This window comes from Frigoribacterium sp. VKM Ac-2859 (genome assembly GCF_013204925.1).
GTDB lineage: Bacteria > Actinomycetota > Actinomycetes > Actinomycetales > Microbacteriaceae > Frigoribacterium.
Map to the genome: position 1 here is coordinate 232,366 of NZ_JABMLC010000001.1, position 17,932 is coordinate 250,297.

A 17,932-nucleotide genomic window follows, 5' to 3' on the forward strand; every position below is an offset into this window, starting at 1 on the left:
GAGATGACGCCGGAAGGGGTGCACGGTGGCTCGGGTGGCGCCCCGCCCTCACGCCCCGGACGACTCGGCCAGCACCCGACGCAGCAGCTCGGCCAGGTCGCCGGGTTCGACCGGCTCGTCGGTGGTCGCCAGCTCGTCGAGGGTGAACCAGCGCGACTCGACGATGTCGCTGCGCTCGTCGTCGGTCCAGTCGTCGTCGACGACCTCGAAGTGCGGAAGGCGGACGACGTAGAACTCGGCGTGACCGTGCGTGTGGTCGGCGTCGTCCCAGGACACCTCGAAGTCGTCCACGCGCACGACGTCACCGACCTCGGTGACCACCTGTCCGGTCTCTTCGTGCAACTCGCGGATCGCCGCCTCGACATGGGTCTCGCCCGGGTCGACCCCGCCACCCGGCGTGATCCAGCGAGCGAAGCGACTCGTGTCGGGCGCCACCGTCTTCATCAGCAGCACGCGGTCGTCGTCGTCGAGGACGAGGAGGCGCGAGGTCGGTCGGACGATGCGCTCGGTCACGAAGGGGCCCGTCTCAGACGATCGGGGCGAAGTCGCTGGTGTCGCCCACCAGGCGGGTGTGGTCGGCCGGGACGGGATCGACGGCGGCCGACGCGACCTCGGCGGCGAACTCCGCGACGTTGTACAGCTTGCCCGCGCTCTCTTTCCGTGACGAGATGGCACCGGGGTTCGAGCGTTCGAGCAGGGTCGCCGTGATCGTGCCCTCGATCATGTCCCCCGAGACCACGACGAACTCGACGCCCGCGGTCTCGAGCTGCGGCAGCATCTCGCGCAGGGCGTCCTCGCCGGCACGCTTGCTGAGGGCGACGGGGAGGTACTCGGGCATCGTCTCGGTCGTGCGGATGAAGTGGGCCTGGTGGCTCGTGACGAAGACGACGCGCGACCCCGGGGCGAGCAGCGGCAGGGCCGCGGTCAACAGCGCCACCTGGGCGTCGCGGTTGAGCTTGAGCGCGTAGTCCTCGGCCATGCCCGTCTCCATGCCGCCCGAGGCGTTCATCACGAGCACGTCGAGGCCGCCCCAGGCGTCACGCACCGTGTCGAACATCGCCGCCAGGCTGGCCTCGTCGGTGAGGTCGGCCCCGATGGCGATCGCCTCGCCGCCCGCCTGCTCGATGGTCGAGACGAGCTGCAGTGCGCGCTTCTCCTTGTTGCGGTAGTTCACGACGACCTTGGCTCCGGCCTCGGCGAAGTAGCGCACGGTGTCGGCACCGATCCCCCGGGACGATCCGGTGACCAGGACTCGGGCTCCGGCGAGGGACTCTGCGGCGAGGGGGTTGGACAAGGCGTGCTCCAGACTGTGCGGGGATCGATCGGCCCGTGGACCGGACTCGACCCTACCAATCCCCCTCGTCATCGTCAGGGGCGGGTGATAGTTTTCATAACAGGGGAACGAGAGAAGGTCGACGTGGACGTCTTGAACGATTACGCATGGGTCGCGTGGATCGCGCTCATCCTGGTGTTCGTCATCGTCGAGGTGACGACGCTCGAGTTCACCTTCCTCATGCTCGCCATCGGCAGCGTCGGCGGGCTGCTCGCCGGCCTCTTCGGTGCCCCGTGGTGGCTGCAGGCGATCATCGCGGCCGTCCTCGCGGTCCTGTTGCTGTTCACCGTGCGGCCGCCGTTGCTGCGGGCGCTCCGCCGCGGGGGCGATCCGACCCCCAGCAACGTCGAGGCGCTGCTCGGGCTGCGCGGCACGGTCGTCGTGCCCATCGGCTCCGACCCCGGCCAGGTCAAGCTGTCGAACGGCGAGACCTGGACGGCCCGCGTGCTGTCCTCCCCCGCGACGTCGGCAGGCCCCGACCTCGCACTCGACACCGGGGCCCCGGTCGTCGTGACCGCCATCGAGGGGTCGACCGCCTTCGTCGCCCCCGCAGAGAGGTCCTGAAGCCATGGACACCATCAGTGCCGGAACCGTCGTCACGATCGTGGTCGTCGCGATCGTCGTCGTGCTCGTCCTCGTCATCCTCTTCCGCTCGGTCCGCATCATCCCGCAGGCGAGTGCCGGCGTGGTCGAACGTCTGGGGCGGTACCACAAGACCCTCTCCCCCGGGCTCAACCTGCTGGTGCCGTTCATCGACCGCGTGCGGCCGCTGATCGACATGCGCGAGCAGGTCGTCTCGTTCCCGCCGCAGCCCGTCATCACCGAGGACAACCTGGTCGTCTCGATCGACACGGTCGTGTACTTCCAGGTGACCGACGCCCGGGCGGCCACCTACGAGATCGCCAACTACCTCGGGGCCGTCGAACAGCTCACGACGACCACGCTGCGCAACGTGGTCGGCGGGTTGAACCTCGAGCAGGCCCTCACCAGTCGCGACAACATCAACGGCCAGCTGCGCATCGTGCTCGACGAGGCCACCGGCAAATGGGGCATCCGGGTCGGTCGCGTCGAGCTGAAGGCCATCGATCCGCCCCTGTCGATCCAGGACTCGATGGAGCAGCAGATGCGTGCCGAGCGCAACCGTCGCGCCGCCATCCTCACCGCCGAGGGCACCAAGCAGTCCCAGATCCTCGAGGCCGAGGGGTCGCGACAGTCGTCGATCCTCAAGGCCGAGGGCGACGCCAAGGCCCAGGTGCTGCGGGCACAGGGCGAAGCCGAGGCCATCGCGACGGTCTTCAACGCCATCCACGCCGGCGACCCCGACCCGAAGCTGCTCGCGTACCAGTACCTCCAGACCCTGCCGAAGATCGCGGACGGCTCGGCCAACACGATGTGGATCATCCCGAGCGAGTTGACCGAGGCCCTGAAGGGCATCGGGCAGGGCTTCTTCGCCCCGCGCGACCCGAACGCCCCCGGATGGACCCCGACCGAGGCCCCCAAGGTCTCCGAGATGGACGTCACGCCCGACCTCGCATCGACCGTCGACCTCGAGGCCGAACCGGACCTCGGCTTCCCGACCGTCACCACGCCCGGTGAGACCGGCTCCGGTGTCGGTTCCGGAGGCGCGGGTGCGGCCGGCGCCGAGCGGCCGGCCCCCGGGGCGGGCGCGTCGGACACCGGGCCGACCACTCCTCCTGCGACCTCGTAGTGCCGTCCGCTCCCCCGATCTCGGCCGGCTGGTTCGCTCCGGCCGGCCCCCGGGTGTTGGCGCATCGCGGCCTGGCCGTCGACGCCCCGGAGAACACGATGCTGGCGTTCGCCCTCGCCGTGTCGGCCGGGGCGGCGTACGTCGAGACCGACGTGCACGCCACGCGCGACGGCATCGCGGTGATCAGCCACGATCCCGACCTGACGCGGCTCGCGGGACGCGAGCAGCGCCTCCTCGACCTCGACCTCGCGGAGGTCAAGATGGTCCGGCTTAACGGTGAGCACGAGATCCCCACCCTCGACGAGGCGCTCGACGCCTTCCCCGAGACCCGGTTCAACATCGACCTCAAGTCGGACGAAGCCGTCGCGCCGGCCGTCCGAGCGATCGCCCGCGTCCGGGCGACGGATCGCGTCCTGGTGACCTCGTTCGACCACCGGAGGCGTCTGCGGGCGGTCCGGGCGCTGCCGGGAGTCGCGACGTCGGCCTCGTCCCGGGGCATCGTCGCGGCGGTGGCCGGAGGCCTCGTCCCGCTCCCCCGCCTCCGGCGATCGCTGGTGCGGCGCGCCCTCGTCGGGTGCCGGGCCGTCCAGGTCCCTGAGCGCAAGGGCCCGGTCCGCATCGTCACGGCTGCGCGCGTGGCCGAGTGGGCGGCCCTGGGCGTCGAGACGCACGTGTGGACCGTCAACGAGCCTGCCGACATGGTGAGGCTGCTCGACCTGGGCGTGCACGGCATCGTCACCGATCGCGCCGACCTGGCGCTCGACGAGGTGCGTCGGCGCGCCGTGTGACCCTGGCCCGAGACTGCCCGGGCACTGTGAAGGGACTGTGAAATCGCACGGCTCGGAACGGCGGAGGTCCAGAACGGGTTACAACGGGTGATTGCAACGCGAGAGGAGACCACACAATGGCAGATCGCAGTTTGCGCGGAATGAGGCTCGGCAGCCAGAGCCTGCAGAGCGAAGAGGGCGTGGAGTTCTCGCCCCGCAAGAAGGCCGTCTACCAGACGACCGACGGTCAGACGTTCGACATGGTGTTCGCTGCGGACGCCGAGATCCCCGACATCTGGCAGTCACCCAAGAGCGGCCAAGAGGGTCGTCTGCTCTCGGCCGACGGCAAGCCCGTCGAGATCGACGCCGGAGACGTGAAGGTCCCCCGGAGCCACTGGGACATGTTGCTCGAGCGACGCAGCCGCGACGAGCTCGAGGAGCTCCTCCAAGAACGACTCGACTTCCTCAGGGCCCGCAAGGGCCAGCACAAGATCGGCGCCTGACGACCCGTCCGGCAGCGATCCGACGAGAAGGCCCGACCACCTCACGGTGGTCGGGCCTTCTCTCGTCTCGGCGGGGCCGGACCGTCAGTCGACGACCCGCCACCGCGGCAGGACCGGATCGGGTGCCTCGTCGAGCCGGCGTCGACGAGTGGAACGCCGGGTCCCGATGAAGAGGCGCGACAGCAGCAGCAGCGCGAGACCGAAGAACGACACGAGGAGTTCGATCGCCCGACTCGCCACGACGGCGGGCGTCGTCCCGGTGCCGAGGTCGACGACCGCCACCATCGTTCCGGGCTCGTAGTCGGGGATGCTCGCCGTCGTACGGCCCGAGGCGTCGATGGCCCGCGTGGAGGCGACGGTCGAGACGTTGACGAGGGGACGCGCCGTCTCGATCGCCCGCAGGCGTGCGATGGCGAGCTGTTGCTCGTTCTCGTCGGTCTGCCCGGGACGGGTCCCGAAGTCGGCGTTGTTCGTCTGGCCGATGATGACCTGCGCGCCCTCGTCCATCATGTTGGTGATGAGCTGGTCGTCGACGATGTCGAAGCAGATCGAGATCCCGGCACGGAAGTCACCGAGGTCGAAGACCTCGTCCCGCGTGCCCGGCGTGTAGTCCCGCCCGATGAGGTCGATCAGGTCGGGAGCGAAGGGCCGCCAGAAGGCGCGGTCGGGGACGTACTCCCCGAACGGGACCGGGTGCTTCTTGTCGTACTGGTCCGTCACCCCACCGCCCGACCAGAGCAGGGACGAGTTGTGGACGGTCTCACCGTCGTCGCTCTCGGTGATGACACCCGACACGAGGGGGGCGTCGTAGCCACGGGAGATCGCGTCGAAGACGTACTGGCCGGTGGCGTCGCGGGTGGGATCACGGTCGCTGCCTCCCTCGGGCCACACGATCATGTCGAGGGAGCGCTGGTCCTCCGGCAGCCGTGCGAGCTGGGCCTGCAAGTCGCTCATCGCGAGGACCTGGGCGTTGGTCAGGTCGCCGTACTGCCGGTCGGCGAAGTAGCCGGCGTCGCCGTCGCCCTGGACGGCGACGATGGTGGCGGTGCCCGAGGAGTGCGTCGGCCAGTGCGGCACCGCGAGGGCGGCGACCACGACCGTGGCAGCGGCGAGCACGCGGGTCGAACCCCGGACGGTCGTCTGCAGGGCGAGCTGGATCAGTGCGGCGACGATCGCCACCATGAGGAACGACAGCCCCGAGATGCCGAGCCAGGCGACGAGACCGGCGAACGGGCTCTCGGACTGGCTGAGGGCCACGCGACCCCAGGCGAAGCCGCCGTAGGGCCAGTTGCCGGCGACGAACTCACGGAGCGTCCAGAGCCCCCCGACGACGACGGGCAGGAGGACCGTGCGGCCCAGGGTGCCGGGCCAGATGAGCGGGACCCAGCGGTACGCGAGGGTGATGAGCATCGCCCCGGCGGCGAAGAAGAGCGCCTCGAGGGTCGACAGCGCGGCCCAGGGCACGACACCGAGGAAGAGCGTCGCCCACGAGATGTGGATCAGGTAGAAGGACAGGCCCGCCACGAGGCCGACCAGGAAGGAACCGCCGAGCGACCGGCCCCGGAGGGCCACCAGCACGAACCCGATGCCGACGAAGGTCAGCGGCCAGACGTCGCCGTCCGGGAAGCCACCGTCGAGGACGGCGCCGGCACCGAGGGCGACGATCAGGGCGAGCCAGAGGGGCAGTCGGACGTCGGTCGCTCGGGAAGACACCCCGTGATTCTAGGTGGCGGCGTCTGGGAGGCCGGTCGTCCTCGGCGGACGTCCGGCCTCGTCGGGGAGGAGGGTCAGGGGCCGACCGCGGTGTAGGCCACGATGCCGCGACGGACGGCGTCGAGCGCCTGCCGGGCCGTCGGACCGACCGGCAGGTCCCCCACGACCGACAGCTGGTCGAGCAGGTCGATCGTCTGCTTCGTCCAGCGGACGAAGTCGCCCGCGGCGAGGTCGGCGTCGTCGAGCACAGAATCGAGTGCGGCACCCCGGGCCCAACGGTGCATCGCGAGGGCGAGACCCGGTGCCGGGGGCTGGCTGCCCGGAAGGTGGTGCTCGTGCTCGAGGTCGTCGAGTTCTGCCCAGAGCAGTTGCGTGGCGTCGAGCGCGGCACGGAACTCGCCGCGAGGCAGGAACCGCTCGGAGAGCTGGCCTTCGTCCCGACGCGGCTCGTACACGAGGGTGGCCGCCATGGCCGCCATGGACGGAACGTCGAGCATGTTCCACACACCGAGGCGGAGGCTCTCGGCCACGAGCAGGTCGCGATCGCCGTAGATGCGACGCAACGTGCGACCGCTCGGGGCGACGGTGACCTCGGCGTCCCGCGGGACGCGACCCGCCCCTCCTGCGTTCGTGCCCGTGGGGACGAGGTAGCCGCGGTCGAGCAGCACGTCGGTGACCCGGTCGAAGACCTTGGCGACGGCGCCGGTCCGACTGCGGATCTGCGCCGACAGTTGGTCGGTCTGTTTCTTCAGCTTGAACCAGCGCTCGGACCAGCGGGCGTGCTGTTCACGCTCCGGACAGGCGTGGCAGGGGTGCGTCCGCACCTGCCGACGCAGTTCGCCGATGCGGCGCTGACGCTTGTCGCGCTCGGCCCGCGACTGCGAGTCGGCCCGGGCCGCCCCCTGCTTCTCGAGGTCGCCGACCTCGCGACGCAGCATCGTGTACTCGCCGAAGTCACCCAGGTGGCACGCCATCGACGCGGCGTAGCCGTCGAGTGACTGCTGCTGCGATCGCACCTTGCGGGCCAGGTCGACGACCGAGCGGTCGGCCTGGAACTGGGCGAACGACGTCTCGAGCACCTCGCGGGTGCGGGATCGTCCGAACTGCTCGATGAGGTTGACGGCCATGTTGTACGTCGGCCGGAAGCTGCTGTTCATCGGGTAGGTGCGCCGCGAGGCCAACGAGGCGACGGCCTGCGGGTCGAGACCCTGCTGCCACTGGATGAGCGAGTGGCCCTCGACGTCGATGCCCCGGCGACCGGCACGACCGGTCAACTGGGTGTACTCGCCGGGCGTGATGGGCACCCGAGCCTCGCCGTTGAACTTCTCGAGCTTCTCGAGCACGACGGTGCGGGCCGGCATGTTGATGCCGAGCGCCAGCGTCTCGGTCGCGAAGACGACCTTGACGAGCTTCTTCTGGAAGAGCTCCTCGACGACTTCTTTGAAGGCCGGCAACAGGCCGGCGTGGTGGGCCGCCACACCTCGCTCGAGCCCGTCGAGCCACCGCCAGTAGCCGAGGACCGCGAGGTCTTCGTCGCGCAGGGTGCGACAACGGGCCTCGACGATCTCGCGGATCTCGCGACGCTGGTCGGCGGTCGTGAGACGGATGCCCGACCTCAGCACCTGGGACACGGCCTGGTCGCAGCCGACCCGGCTGAAGACGAAGAAGATGGCGGGAAGCAGGTTCTGGTCGTCGAGCATCTCGACGATCTTCCAGCGGTCGAGGCGACCGGGACCGCCCTGCGTCGGCGGAACGACGTGGCCCCGGGGGCCGGTCCGACCCGCGGAGTGGCCGTCTCGACGACCACCGCTCCGCCCGCCGCGTCGGCCGAGCGAGGTCGCGCGCAGGAGCTCGGGGTTGACCCGGTTCGTCGCGGCCTGCCCCGAGGAGTCGAAGAGGTCGAGGAACTTGCCCCCGACCAGGACGTGTTGGTCGAGCGGCACGGGACGGTCCTCGGAGACGATGACCTCGGTGCTCCCCCGGACCGTCTGGAGCCAGTCGCCGAACTCTTCGGCGTTCGACACCGTGGCGCTCAAGGAGATGAGCCGCACGTCGAGCGGCAGGTGGATGATGACTTCTTCCCAGACCGCACCGCGGAACCGGTCGGCCAGGAAGTGGACCTCGTCGAGGACGACGTACCGCAGGTCGGTCAGCATCTCGGACCCGGCGTAGATCATGTTGCGGAGCACCTCGGTCGTCATCACGACGATGCGCGCCCGGGAGTTCACGTTCGTGTCACCGGTGAGCAGCCCGACCTCGGACGCTCCGTACTCGGCCACGAGCTCTTGGAACTTCTGGTTGCTCAGTGCCTTCATGGGTGCGGTGTAGAACACCTTGGCCCGCGGGTCCTGCATGGCGAGGTGGATCGCGTACTCGGCCACCAGGGTCTTGCCGGCGCCGGTCGGTGCTGCGACGAGGACGCTGTCGCCCGCTTCGAGGGCGGCGCACGCGGCGAGCTGGAACGGGTCGAGCGCGAAGCCGAGACGGGACCGGAAGGCCTGGAGCTTGGGGGTCTTGTCTCGCGTCTTCGCCGCAGCGAAGCGTTCCGCGGGACTGAGGTCGGGGCTCACCGGGTCACCCCGCCGCGAGTTCGGCGTCGAGCGCGGCCGCCCGCTTCGCGACCCGGCGGTCGTGCAGCCAGGCGACGCCGGCGGCGAGGAAGAACAGCACGATCATGGGGATGGCCAGGAGGAACATTGAGAAGATGTCGGCCGACGGGGTCGCGATCGCGGTGAACAGGACGATGACGAGGATGGCCACCCGCCAGCCCTTGACGATGGCGGCGGCCGAGACGACGCCCACGAAGTTCAACAGCACCAGGAACACCGGCATGACGAAGGCGATGCCCACGGCGAGCACCAGCTTGAGGACGAAGTCGTAGTAGACCTTCGACTCGATGATCGTCGCGTCCTGGGTGTCGACGAAGCCGGTCATGACCTCGACGATGTGGGGCAGCACGTACCATCCCGCCAGGCAGCCGCCCAGGAAGAGCGGGATGGCGGTGCCGATGAAGCCGACGGCGTAGAGCTTCTCTTTGCGCACGAGGGCGGGAACGATGAAGGCCCAGACCTGGTACAGCCAGACGGGACTGGAGATGACGACCCCGACGGTGACCGCGATCTGGAGCTTCAGGTCGAAGGCGCCCGTGATGTTCGAGTAGTTGAGGGTGGTCTCACCCGTGCGTGCCGCCGCGATCGCCTCGACCGGCGACCTCAGGGCGTCGAGGACGAAGGGCGCGAGGAACCAACCGGCGACAGCGGCCAGGATGAGGGCCAGGGCGGAGATGAAGAGTCGCTTGCGCAACTCGAGCAGGTGTTGCCCGAGGGACATCTTGCCGTCGCGGCCTCGGCTGCGGCCCGTGCCCCTTCCCTGGGTGCTGTCGCCACGAGTCGTCGTCGTGGCCACGCGTCAGGACTTCGGCGGGACGTCGCGGTTCGGCGACGGGTACGAGTCGTCGACGCGGCGTGCGGTCGGACCGTCGGTGTACCGGGCGGACGAGTCGTCCGGACGACGGACGGGACGGTCGTCGAGGTCGTCGTCGACGGCCGACTCCTTCTTGTCGCTGTTGACCTCGTTCTTGAAGATGCGCATCGACTGGGCGATGCTCTTCGCGAGGGCCGGGAGCTTCGGCGCACCGAAGAGCAACAGGACGATCGCCAGGATGATGATCAGGTGCCAGCCTGAGAGCGCGTTTCCGAACATGATGGGGTCTCCTTGCGGGGCAGGGTGACATCCACTCTACCGTGCGGCCTCGTCTGCGGCAGGCACGGCGCAGGCGATGCACAGGGCGTGCCGCAGCCGGACGTTCAGGGAGTGACGGACGGGTCGACGTCGTAACGCTCGATCGCCCGACGCGCCCAGTCGGCCACGGCCGAGCGCGCCGACTCGGGCCCGACGACCTCGGGGTGACCCGGGAGTCCCGCCACGAGGCGACAGAGCGTGCCGAGTCGGTTGACGCGCAACCTGAGGCGCACGCGGTCGTGCGGGAGGGGTTCGGGTTCGTCGGGACCGTAGTCCGCGAGGAGCGGCGCCGCGGCGGCGTCGAGGTCGAGCACCACGACCAGGTCGTCCGGAGACCCCTCGAACAGCGTCTCGGGCAGGGTGACGTCGTCGGCCCGGTGAGCGATCGGAGTCTCGGTGAGCGCCGGGGAGGCGATCCGGTCGAGTCGGAACGTCCGGGGCGCCTCGCGCAGGTGGTCCCAGGCCCTGAGGTACCAGTCGGCGTCGACCGACTCGACACGCAGCGGATCCACCCGCCGTCGTTCCGCGACCCCCCGGGTGCCGCGATAGTCGAACTCGAGCTGGACGCCCGCCTCGACCGCCCGGCCGACGAGCCCCAGGACCTCGTTCGTCTCGGACTGGTCGACGGCCACCTGGCTCGGTTCGCTGGACGCCCCACGCGACAGCTTGCTCATCAGTGTGGCGATGGCCGCGCGGTCCGCGTTCTCGGGCAGCGACGAGAGGTACTGCAGGCCCGCGATGAGGGCGGCCGCTTCGCGGGCGGAGAACCGTGGCGAGTCGTCGATGGCGACGAGGTTGGTCAGCACGATGACGTCGTTCTGCTCGAAGTCGTCCCACGCGATGTCGAAGAGGTCGCCGTGCTGGTACTGCGTCGTCTCGCCAGGGACGCCCGAGACGGCGATCAGCTCGACCGCACGCCGGATCTCGCCCACGCTCACGCCGAAGTGCGCGGCCGCCTCGGCCACGCTGACTCGCTCGTGGTCCATGAGCCACGGGACGAGCGACAGCAGGAAGGCGAGCTTGTCGGCCGCGTGGAGGGCACCGCGGGGCTCAGCCACGGGCACCCCCGTCGACCGGGCCGGTGGTGTGGGCGGCGAGCACGGCCTCGAGGCGGGTGCGCACCAGGGCACGGAGTCCGTCGGGTTCGACGACGGTGACCTCGGGACCGAAGGAGGCCAGCTCGTCGGCGAGCAGGTTGTCGTCGGTCCAGTGGACGAGGAGCGTGTCGGGATCGAGACGGGTCGTGCCACGGCGCTTGACGAGTCGGGTCTCGGCGTCGGACAAGGGCTCGACGCGGACGGTCGCGGTGCGATCGCGCCAGACCTGCTCGAGGTCGGCCAGGGCGCGCTCGGCCGTGGCGTCGTCGGGTCTCGTGTACGGGGTGGTGGTCAGCTGGACGGGGCCGACGACACGGGACAGGAGGAAGGTCTTGAGCGCCCCCGTTCCGACCTCGACCGCCGACACCAGCCACCGGCCCTGGTGCTGCACCAAGGCTGCCGGGGCGACCTCGCGCCGGCGGGCGGACTCGTCACCGGGCTTCAGGTAGTCGAACCGGACGACGACGCCCCGGTCGAGCGCCGTCCGCAGCGGCTCGAATGCCGCGTCGCGGGAACGGAGCCGAGGGGCGTACTCGAGCTCGGGAACGCTCGCCGCGCCGCCGAGCGAGCGCAACTTGAGGAGTGCCCGTCGGGACTCGTGCGAGAGCGACCCCTCGCGCCACACCATCGCCGCCAAGGTGAGGAGGGCGGTCTCCTCGGACGAGAACGAGATGTCCTCGGGCAGCTCGTACGCGCCCCGCGGGATGCGATAGCGGAGGGCCTGGTTGTTGCCTGCCGCCGCCGGGTCGTCGATCGTCTCGAGGGGGACGCCCAGTTCGCGGATGTCGTCCTTGTCCCGCTCGAACTGCCGCTCGAGCGCGGCGTTGTCACCCGAGCGCGAGTACCTCTGGCGGTACCCCTGGACGGTCGACAGGATCTCGGTCTTGCTCAACCCGGAGTCCGTCGCGAGCAGGGCCAACACGAGGCTGAACAGTCGCTCTTCGACGGGGACGCGGGGGGTGCGGGCAGTGGGCACGGCGACCGGCTCAGCAGGGCCGGGTCATCGGATCGCCCCGAGCACGTCGAACACGTACACGTAGGCGGAGCCACCGCTGTCGGACGTCGCGGGGAGCACGACCATGACCTGCGAGCCGACCTGCTGGCCCACCAGGGCCGAGCGGATGTCGTCGGGGATCTGCTCGTCGCCGAGGTCGACCGGCGTCGCCGAGCCGCCGTTGGTCCAGGTCGACCCCGCGACCGTGGACGGCTGGCTCCAGGTGACGGCCGTGAACTGCACGACGGCGGAGTCGTCGGCGGTCAACGTAGGACCGTGCCCCTTGCGGACGAGGTGCACGACCTCGTCGGTGGGGGCGTCACCCGCGGGGATCGTGATGCCGGGTGCACCGTCGGGGGCGGTGACCACCGCGGGCAGGCCGTCCGCGCCGAGCTGGAGGGCCCCGTCGGCCTTCGCGAGGAACGCCCGCTTGACGTCGACGACGGCGACGTAGGCGGCGTCGGGATCGTCGTTCGGGGTCGACGCGGCGCCGTTGATCGATGCCGAGAGGTCGCTGGCCTTGACGGCGACCGCGACGCGCGACCCCACCGTGGAGCACTCCAACGCGTCGACGAGCGGGGCGAGCGTCTGCCCGCCCACCGTCAACGGGACGTTCGTCGAGCCGTCGTAGCCGCTGTCCTCGAGTTCCTGGCCCGTGCTGCCGTCGAACAGGGTGTAGTCGATGACGACCGGGGTGCCGTCGACGAGTCGCTGACCGTCGCCCTCGATGAGCGTCGAGACCTCGGTCTTCTTGGTCACGATCGGCGTCGGCACGTCGACGTCGGGCTTCGTGCCGAAGTCGCCGGTCGCGGTGACGACCGAGGCGGCGTCACCCGTGGGAGGGCAGCCGGCGGAGCCGGGGCCGGCCGTGCTCGAGCAGGCCGTCATCGAGGCGAGCAGGCCGACCGTCACGACGAGGGCGGGGATCTTGCGCACGGGGACTCATTTCGTGGAGGCGACCGGGGGGTCGTGTGGGGCGACCGGTCGGGTCGTTCGGATGCGGGGACAGCTTAGCGGGGGCGGTCGGAGCCCTCGACGATGCTCAGGCCGGGGCGGAACCGGTCGACGTGCCGTCGGCGCCGGCTCCGTCGGTGGTGCCGTCGACGGCCTCGGTCGCCGCGATCGCGGCCTCGGCCGCCGTCCGGGCCTGGCGTGCCGTCTTGCGCAGCTTCTTGTCGCTGGCCGACCGCTCGCCGAGTGCGCCGGGCGTCCAGGCCTCGACGTCGGCATCGCTGTAGTCGGACTTCGAGGGGCGTCGTTTGAGCTGCGGGAGCACCGCTCCCGGTGCCAGCCGGCGGGCGGTGAGGAGGAAGCCGGTGTGCCCGATCATGCGGTGGTCGGGGCGGACGGCGAGGCCTTCGACGTGCCAGCCGCGGACGAGCGTCTCGGACGCGTCGGGCTCGGTGAAGGCCCCGGAGGCGCGCAGGGCCTCGGCCGTGCGCGAGAGCTGTGTCGCGGTGGCGACGTAGCAGATCACCAGACCGCCCGGCTTGAGGGCGTCGGCCGTGACGTCGACGTTCTCCCACGGCGCGAGCATGTCGAGCACGACCCGGTCGACCGTCCCGTCGGGCATCGCCGCGGGCAACTCGTCGGCCAGGTCGCCGACCGTGACCGTCCAGTTCTCGGGCTCGGCACCGAAGAAGCTCGCGACGTTGCCCTCGGCGACGTCGGCGAACTCCTGTCGGCGCTCGAAGGACGCCAGGCGACCCTCGGGGCCGACGGCCCGCAGCAGCCAGAGCGACAGCGCACCCGAACCCACGCCCGCCTCGACGACCGTCGCGCCGGGGAAGATGTCGGCGAACGCCACGATCTGGGCGGCGTCCTTCGGGTAGACGATGGCCGCGCCCCGGGGCATGGACATCACGAAGTCGCTCAGCAGCGGACGGAGGGCGAGGTACTCGTCGCCCGTCGTGCTGGGGACGACGGACCCGTCGGGCAACCCGACGACGTCGTCGTGCGCGATCATGCCGCGGTGCGTGTGGAACACGGCGCCCGGGGTCAGCACGATGGTGTTCATCTTGCCCTTGGGGCCCGTGAGCTGGACCTTGTCGCCTTCGACGAAGGGGCCGGACTGGCGGCGGAACGCGGTCATGCGAGGGTGCTGCTTTCGATCGGGTCGCACCCCGAGGGGTGCAGGAGGCGCGGCGTGCGCGCCGGGGTCAGGAGTCGGAGGTCGCCTGGTCGCGGACGGCACGGCCGGCCCGGTGCAACGCGCGGAGGTCGTCGACCGTGGTGCCGACGAGGGTGTCGCGGCGGATGTAGGGGCCGTCGTCGGCGAGCAGTGCGTGGTGCTCGACGCCGATCGCGACGGTGCCGGCGGCGACGGCCGAGGCCAGGCCGGGCGTGCTGTCCTCGATGGCGATGCAGTCGGCGGGGTCGACTCCCAGCAGGGCGGCACCCCGCAGGTAGGCCTCGGGGTGCGGCTTGGCGTGTTCGACGTCGTCGCCGGCGACGATCGCGTCGAAGGCCTCGAACTCGATGGCGTCGACCATGAACTGGGCCATGCGGCGGATGGACATGGTGACCAGGGCGGTCGGGACGCCTTCTCGCCGGAGCTCGGCGAGGAGTTCCTTCGCCCCGGGGCGCCACGGGATCTCGACCGCGGCCCGCTCGAGGACCGCGGTGGTCAGGCGGTCGATGATCTCGTCCTCGGTCAGGTCGACCCCGTGGGACTGCAGGACCCGGGCGGACTGCCACAGGCCGCTCCCGATCATGGCGTCGCCGTCCTCGCGGCTCCAGGTGCCGCCGAACGACTCGACCAGTTCGACCTGGCAGAGGAACCAGTACGGTTCGGTGTCGACGAGGGTTCCGTCCATGTCCCACAGGACGGCGGCAGGCAGGGTTTCGGTCACGGCGGACGAGTCTACCGGGCCTGGTCGACGTGGCCTCCCGTCCCGCGCCTCCTGGTGGCGGTCACGGTCTATCGTGGAGGGTCAAGCGCCGGACGCCCTTCCGGCACGGTGAGGACTCAGGTTGACGAACACGTCGGATTTCGCTGCGGGACGCCTGCTGGTGGTCGCCTTCGAGGGCTGGAACGACGCCGGCGAGGCCGCCAGCGGCGTCGCGCGCAGCCTGGTCGAGACCCTCTCGCTCGAACCGGTGGCCGAACTCGACGGCGAACGGTACATCGACTACCAGTTCAACCGCCCGCAGGTGGGGCTCGACGACGACGGGGTGCGAACCCTCGTGTGGCCGCGCATCCAGCTGCACGCGGCCGCCGACGCCGCGACGGTCCTCCCCCGCGACCCGTCGTCGCCCACCACCGAGGTGCTCGTGCTGCTCGGTGCCGAACCGTCGCGGAGCTGGCGCGGCTTCGCCGCCGAGATCGTCGACCTGATCGACGTGCACGACGTCACGGGCGTGGTGTTCCTCGGAGCCATGCTCGCCGACGTCCCCCACACGCGGCCCATCTCGGTCTTCGTCAGCAGCGAGAACGAGGCCGTCCGCGACGAGTACACCCTCGAGCGCAGCACCTACGAGGGGCCGGTGGGCATCTTGTCGGTCCTCGCCGACGCCGTCGAGGCCGCGGGCGTGCCGACCCTGTCGATCTGGGCCTCCGTCCCCCACTACGTCCACAACGCCCCGTCGCCCAAGGCGACGCTCGCGCTCATCGAGAAGCTCGACGAGCTCTCGGGCGTGACGATCCCCCGCGGCGAGCTCGCCGCCGAGTCGACGGCCTGGGAGTCCGGCGTCGACGCCCTCGCCGCCGACGACGAGGACATGGCGGGCTACATCGAGCAGCTCGAGCAGGCCCGCGACACGGTGGACAGCCCCGAGGCGAGCGGCGAGGCCATCGCGCAGGAGTTCGAACGGTACCTCCGTCGTCGCGACGGCAAGGGCGGGGACGGACGACCGGACGACCCGCGGTACCCCCCGGTCCCCTGACCGGTCCGCCGGCGACCCGTCAGGAGGGGCGGGGTGGGGCCCGGTACGACGGCCCCGGTCAGGTGGCGGGCCCGCCCGGGACCGCGACGCCGTTCTCGTAGGCGAACACCACGGCCGCCGTCCGGTCGCGGAGGCCGAGCTTGCCGAGCACGTTGGAGACGTGCGTCTTGACCGTGGCCTCGCCCAGGAACAGCCGGCGGGCGATCTCGGCGTTGGAGGCCCCCGAGGCCAACCGGTCGAGCACCTCGCGTTCGCGTTCGGTGAGGGTCGCCAGTGCGGGGCTGGGGACGACGACACGCGTCGTCCCGGGGTCGCCCACGGCGCGTTCGACCACGGCCCGGGTGAGTTGGGGCGAGAGCAGGGCGTCTCCGCGGTGGACGACGGCGATCGCCTCGATCAGGTCCTCGGGCGTGGCCGTCTTGAGCAGGAAGCCGCTCGCCCCCGCCTGCAGGGCCCGGAAGACGTAGTCGTCCCGGCCGAACGTCGTCAGGACGAGGACCGCCGGCCCACCCCCGGGTGACTGCGCGAGGATGCGACGCGTGGCCTCGAGCCCGTCGAGGACGGGCATCTCGATGTCCATGACGACGACGTCGGGGCGGAGCCGCCGGACGAGGTCGACGGCCTCGAGCCCGTCGCAGGCCTCGCCGACGACGCGGACGTCGGGTGCGGTGTCGAGGATGATGCGGAAACCCGTGCGGACGAGGTCCTGGTCGTCGACGAGCAGGACGGAGACGGGGGCGGTCGTGTCGGTCATGGTCTCTCGGTGGGATCGGCGGCGGTGACGTGGTGGAGGGGGCGGGCGTCGGTGCAGGCGTTCACGGGCAGGACCGCGCACACCCGGTAGCCCCCGCGCGGGCGGGGGCCGAGCTGGAGCTCACCCCCGTGCAGGTCGACCCTCTCGCGCATGCCCCGCTGGCCCAGTCCGGGGCCGGTCGCCGTCGATCCCTGCGGGATTCCCGCGCCGGGATAGGGCGTGGGGCCGGGACGACCGTCGTCGACGACCTCGACCTCGATCGTCCGGTCGCCGTAGCGGAGGTGCACCTCCGCGAGGGAGGCGTTGCCGTGCTTGAGGGTGTTGGTCAGGGCCTCCTGGGTGATGCGGTACAGGGTGACCCCGATGCTCTCGGGGACGTCGCGGGCGTCGCCGTGCACCGAGAACCGGACCTCGAGGCCCAGAGCTCGCGTGTCGGCCATCAGTTCGGGCAGGGCGCCGAGGCCCGAGGGGCCGGACCCGGCCTCGCCGTCCCGCGACCGCAGGACGGACAGCAGGCGGTCGAGCTCGTCGATGGTCGTCCGCGCCGTGCCCTCGACGGCCGAGAGGGCGCCTCGTGCGATGTCGGGCCGGTCGAGCGTCCGCCGGGCGGCGCCCGCCTGGATGCCGATGACGGCCACGTGGTGGGCGACCACGTCGTGCAGCTCGCGGGCGAGGCGGGTGCGTTCTTCGTTGATGGCCCGATCGGCGACGAGCTCGTGGGCGGCGCGCAGCTCGACCCCCGTGCGTTCGAGGGCGTGGAGCCGGGTGGCCGACACGCGGGCCGCCCGGCCGAACGCGATGGCCGTGACGAGGACGATGCCGTTCGACACGAGCGTGTAGGCGATCGTGGCGAGGGTCACGGGGTCGGGTGCCTCGGCGTCGGACACGTAGACGGAGTGCAGCCACACGCCGAGCCAGACGAACATGACCGCGGTCACGACGACGCTGACGACGAGCGCACGGGCGCGCCGGGCGGCCCAGGCGTTCGCGGTGAAGATGACCACGAACTCGACGATCGACGGGGTGAGGGTGTCGGGGTAGCCCCTCAGCTGGGCGGCCAGGAACACGGCCGACACGACGACGAGGACGGCCACGGGACGCTGACGTCGGAAGGCGAGCGGGGCGCAGAGGCCCAGGAGCCACAGCACGCTCTCGAGGGTCGAGGGCGAACCCGCCCCGTCGGCGTCCTCGACGATGACGGCGCTGAGCCAGAGCGTGACGAGGCCGAGCGCCGCGGTGAGGGCGGTGATCCAGAGGTCGACGCGGGTGTCGCGTCGGGTGAGCGGCCGGCGGGCGTCGCCCGGCGTCGCGGCCGGGGCCGGGGCGGTCGTCGACGTCTCCACGCCGACCATCGTAGGGCAGACGGGCGTGCTGATTGAGGAAGACTCATGCATGCGCATGGAGGGGATGGACGACCCGTTTCGTCCGGGTGACGGG

The 17,932-nt window shown here is 71.0% G+C and carries 18 protein-coding genes; 5 read left to right on the forward strand and 13 right to left on the reverse strand.

Features of this window, described 5'->3' with window-relative positions:
- Positions 1 to 48: 48 nt before the first annotated feature.
- Both HQQ78_RS01115 and HQQ78_RS01120 read right to left on the reverse strand, forming a co-directional pair.
- Positions 49 to 513 carry an NUDIX hydrolase gene (locus HQQ78_RS01115; RefSeq protein ID WP_056045075.1) on the reverse strand — a complete coding sequence of 155 codons (465 nt, stop codon included), beginning with the start codon at positions 511 to 513 and terminating at the stop codon, positions 49 to 51.
- A gap of 13 nt (positions 514 to 526) precedes the next feature.
- Entirely contained in the window at positions 527 to 1,294 is a 768-nt protein-coding gene (locus HQQ78_RS01120) for an SDR family oxidoreductase (RefSeq protein ID WP_056045077.1), read from the reverse strand.
- Positions 1,295 to 1,417: 123 nt separating this feature from the next.
- Here HQQ78_RS01120 and HQQ78_RS01125 point away from each other — a divergent pair, with 123 nt between their 5' ends.
- From HQQ78_RS01125 to HQQ78_RS01140, 4 genes are all read left to right on the forward strand, one after another.
- Complete coding sequence (locus HQQ78_RS01125; RefSeq protein WP_056045080.1) at positions 1,418 to 1,897, forward strand: NfeD family protein; 480 nt, start codon at positions 1,418 to 1,420, stop codon at positions 1,895 to 1,897.
- Positions 1,898 to 1,901: 4 nt separating this feature from the next.
- Entirely contained in the window at positions 1,902 to 3,041 is a 1,140-nt protein-coding gene (locus HQQ78_RS01130; protein ID WP_254064998.1) for an SPFH domain-containing protein, read from the forward strand.
- On the forward strand, positions 3,041 to 3,829 hold the full coding sequence (locus HQQ78_RS01135) for a glycerophosphodiester phosphodiesterase family protein (RefSeq protein WP_371740301.1): 789 nt from the start codon (positions 3,041 to 3,043) through the stop codon (positions 3,827 to 3,829). The genes HQQ78_RS01130 and HQQ78_RS01135 overlap by 1 nt, the downstream gene beginning before the upstream one ends.
- A 116-nt stretch (positions 3,830 to 3,945) precedes the next feature.
- Positions 3,946 to 4,311 (forward strand): RNA polymerase-binding protein RbpA, encoded by a 366-nt coding sequence (locus HQQ78_RS01140; RefSeq protein WP_043594952.1) that lies wholly within the window; start codon positions 3,946 to 3,948, stop codon positions 4,309 to 4,311.
- An 84-nt stretch (positions 4,312 to 4,395) separates the two neighbouring features.
- Here HQQ78_RS01140 and lnt read toward each other — a convergent pair whose 3' ends face one another.
- The 9 genes from lnt to HQQ78_RS01185 all read right to left on the reverse strand — a co-directional run bounded on the left by lnt (position 4,396) and on the right by HQQ78_RS01185 (position 14,708).
- Positions 4,396 to 6,024 (reverse strand): apolipoprotein N-acyltransferase, encoded by a 1,629-nt coding sequence (gene lnt, locus HQQ78_RS01145; RefSeq protein ID WP_173150827.1) that lies wholly within the window; start codon positions 6,022 to 6,024, stop codon positions 4,396 to 4,398.
- Between the two features lie 74 nt (positions 6,025 to 6,098).
- Positions 6,099 to 8,594 (reverse strand): DEAD/DEAH box helicase, encoded by a 2,496-nt coding sequence (locus HQQ78_RS01150; protein WP_173150828.1) that lies wholly within the window; start codon positions 8,592 to 8,594, stop codon positions 6,099 to 6,101.
- Positions 8,595 to 8,598: 4 nt separating this feature from the next.
- The gene (gene tatC, locus HQQ78_RS01155) at positions 8,599 to 9,354 is read right to left on the reverse strand and encodes a twin-arginine translocase subunit TatC (RefSeq protein ID WP_056047397.1); all 756 of its coding nucleotides are present in this window, start codon (positions 9,352 to 9,354) and stop codon (positions 8,599 to 8,601) included.
- A 78-nt stretch (positions 9,355 to 9,432) separates the two neighbouring features.
- The gene (gene tatA, locus HQQ78_RS01160; protein ID WP_159826684.1) at positions 9,433 to 9,726 is read right to left on the reverse strand and encodes a twin-arginine translocase TatA/TatE family subunit; all 294 of its coding nucleotides are present in this window, start codon (positions 9,724 to 9,726) and stop codon (positions 9,433 to 9,435) included.
- Between the two features lie 104 nt (positions 9,727 to 9,830).
- The gene (locus HQQ78_RS01165; RefSeq protein WP_371740302.1) at positions 9,831 to 10,823 is read right to left on the reverse strand and encodes a helix-turn-helix transcriptional regulator; all 993 of its coding nucleotides are present in this window, start codon (positions 10,821 to 10,823) and stop codon (positions 9,831 to 9,833) included.
- Entirely contained in the window at positions 10,816 to 11,838 is a 1,023-nt protein-coding gene (locus HQQ78_RS01170) for a WYL domain-containing protein (RefSeq protein ID WP_173150829.1), read from the reverse strand. The genes HQQ78_RS01165 and HQQ78_RS01170 overlap by 8 nt, the downstream gene beginning before the upstream one ends.
- 24 nt (positions 11,839 to 11,862) lie before the next feature.
- A complete protein-coding gene (locus HQQ78_RS01175) occupies positions 11,863 to 12,792 on the reverse strand; it encodes a hypothetical protein (RefSeq protein WP_056045089.1) in 930 nt (309 codons plus the stop codon).
- A gap of 106 nt (positions 12,793 to 12,898) precedes the next feature.
- Positions 12,899 to 13,948, reverse strand: coding sequence for a tRNA (adenine-N1)-methyltransferase (locus HQQ78_RS01180; protein ID WP_173150830.1), 1,050 nt, complete (start codon positions 13,946 to 13,948; stop codon positions 12,899 to 12,901).
- Positions 13,949 to 14,015: 67 nt separating this feature from the next.
- Entirely contained in the window at positions 14,016 to 14,708 is a 693-nt protein-coding gene (locus HQQ78_RS01185) for an HAD family hydrolase (protein ID WP_371740303.1), read from the reverse strand.
- Positions 14,709 to 14,829: 121 nt separating this feature from the next.
- On the opposite strand from HQQ78_RS01185, the gene HQQ78_RS01190 reads away from it, so the two are divergent.
- A complete protein-coding gene (locus HQQ78_RS01190) occupies positions 14,830 to 15,741 on the forward strand; it encodes a proteasome assembly chaperone family protein (protein ID WP_173150831.1) in 912 nt (303 codons plus the stop codon).
- 58 nt (positions 15,742 to 15,799) lie between these two features.
- On the opposite strand, the gene HQQ78_RS01195 is transcribed toward HQQ78_RS01190, so the two are convergent.
- Together HQQ78_RS01195 and HQQ78_RS01200 are read right to left on the reverse strand one after the other, a co-directional pair.
- Complete coding sequence (locus tag HQQ78_RS01195) at positions 15,800 to 16,495, reverse strand: response regulator transcription factor (RefSeq protein WP_173150832.1); 696 nt, start codon at positions 16,493 to 16,495, stop codon at positions 15,800 to 15,802.
- Positions 16,492 to 17,838: a sensor histidine kinase gene (locus tag HQQ78_RS01200; RefSeq protein ID WP_173150833.1), complete on the reverse strand. Its 1,347-nt coding sequence runs from the start codon at positions 17,836 to 17,838 to the stop codon at positions 16,492 to 16,494. The genes HQQ78_RS01195 and HQQ78_RS01200 overlap by 4 nt, the downstream gene beginning before the upstream one ends.
- Positions 17,839 to 17,932 lie beyond the last annotated feature (94 nt).

What these genes read in the sequence shown, in the direction of transcription:
- HQQ78_RS01130 (WP_254064998.1), top strand. Translation starts at nt 1,902, where the DNA reads ATGGACACCATCAGTGCCGGAACCGTCGTCACGATCGTGGTCGTCGCG.
- HQQ78_RS01140 (WP_043594952.1), top strand. Translation starts at nt 3,946, where the DNA reads ATGGCAGATCGCAGTTTGCGCGGAATGAGGCTCGGCAGCCAGAGCCTG.
- tatC (WP_056047397.1), bottom strand. Translation starts at nt 9,354, where the DNA reads ATGTCCCTCGGGCAACACCTGCTCGAGTTGCGCAAGCGACTCTTCATC.
- tatA (WP_159826684.1), bottom strand. Translation starts at nt 9,726, where the DNA reads ATGTTCGGAAACGCGCTCTCAGGCTGGCACCTGATCATCATCCTGGCG.
- HQQ78_RS01180 (WP_173150830.1), bottom strand. Translation starts at nt 13,948, where the DNA reads ATGACCGCGTTCCGCCGCCAGTCCGGCCCCTTCGTCGAAGGCGACAAG.
- HQQ78_RS01195 (WP_173150832.1), bottom strand. Translation starts at nt 16,495, where the DNA reads ATGACCGACACGACCGCCCCCGTCTCCGTCCTGCTCGTCGACGACCAG.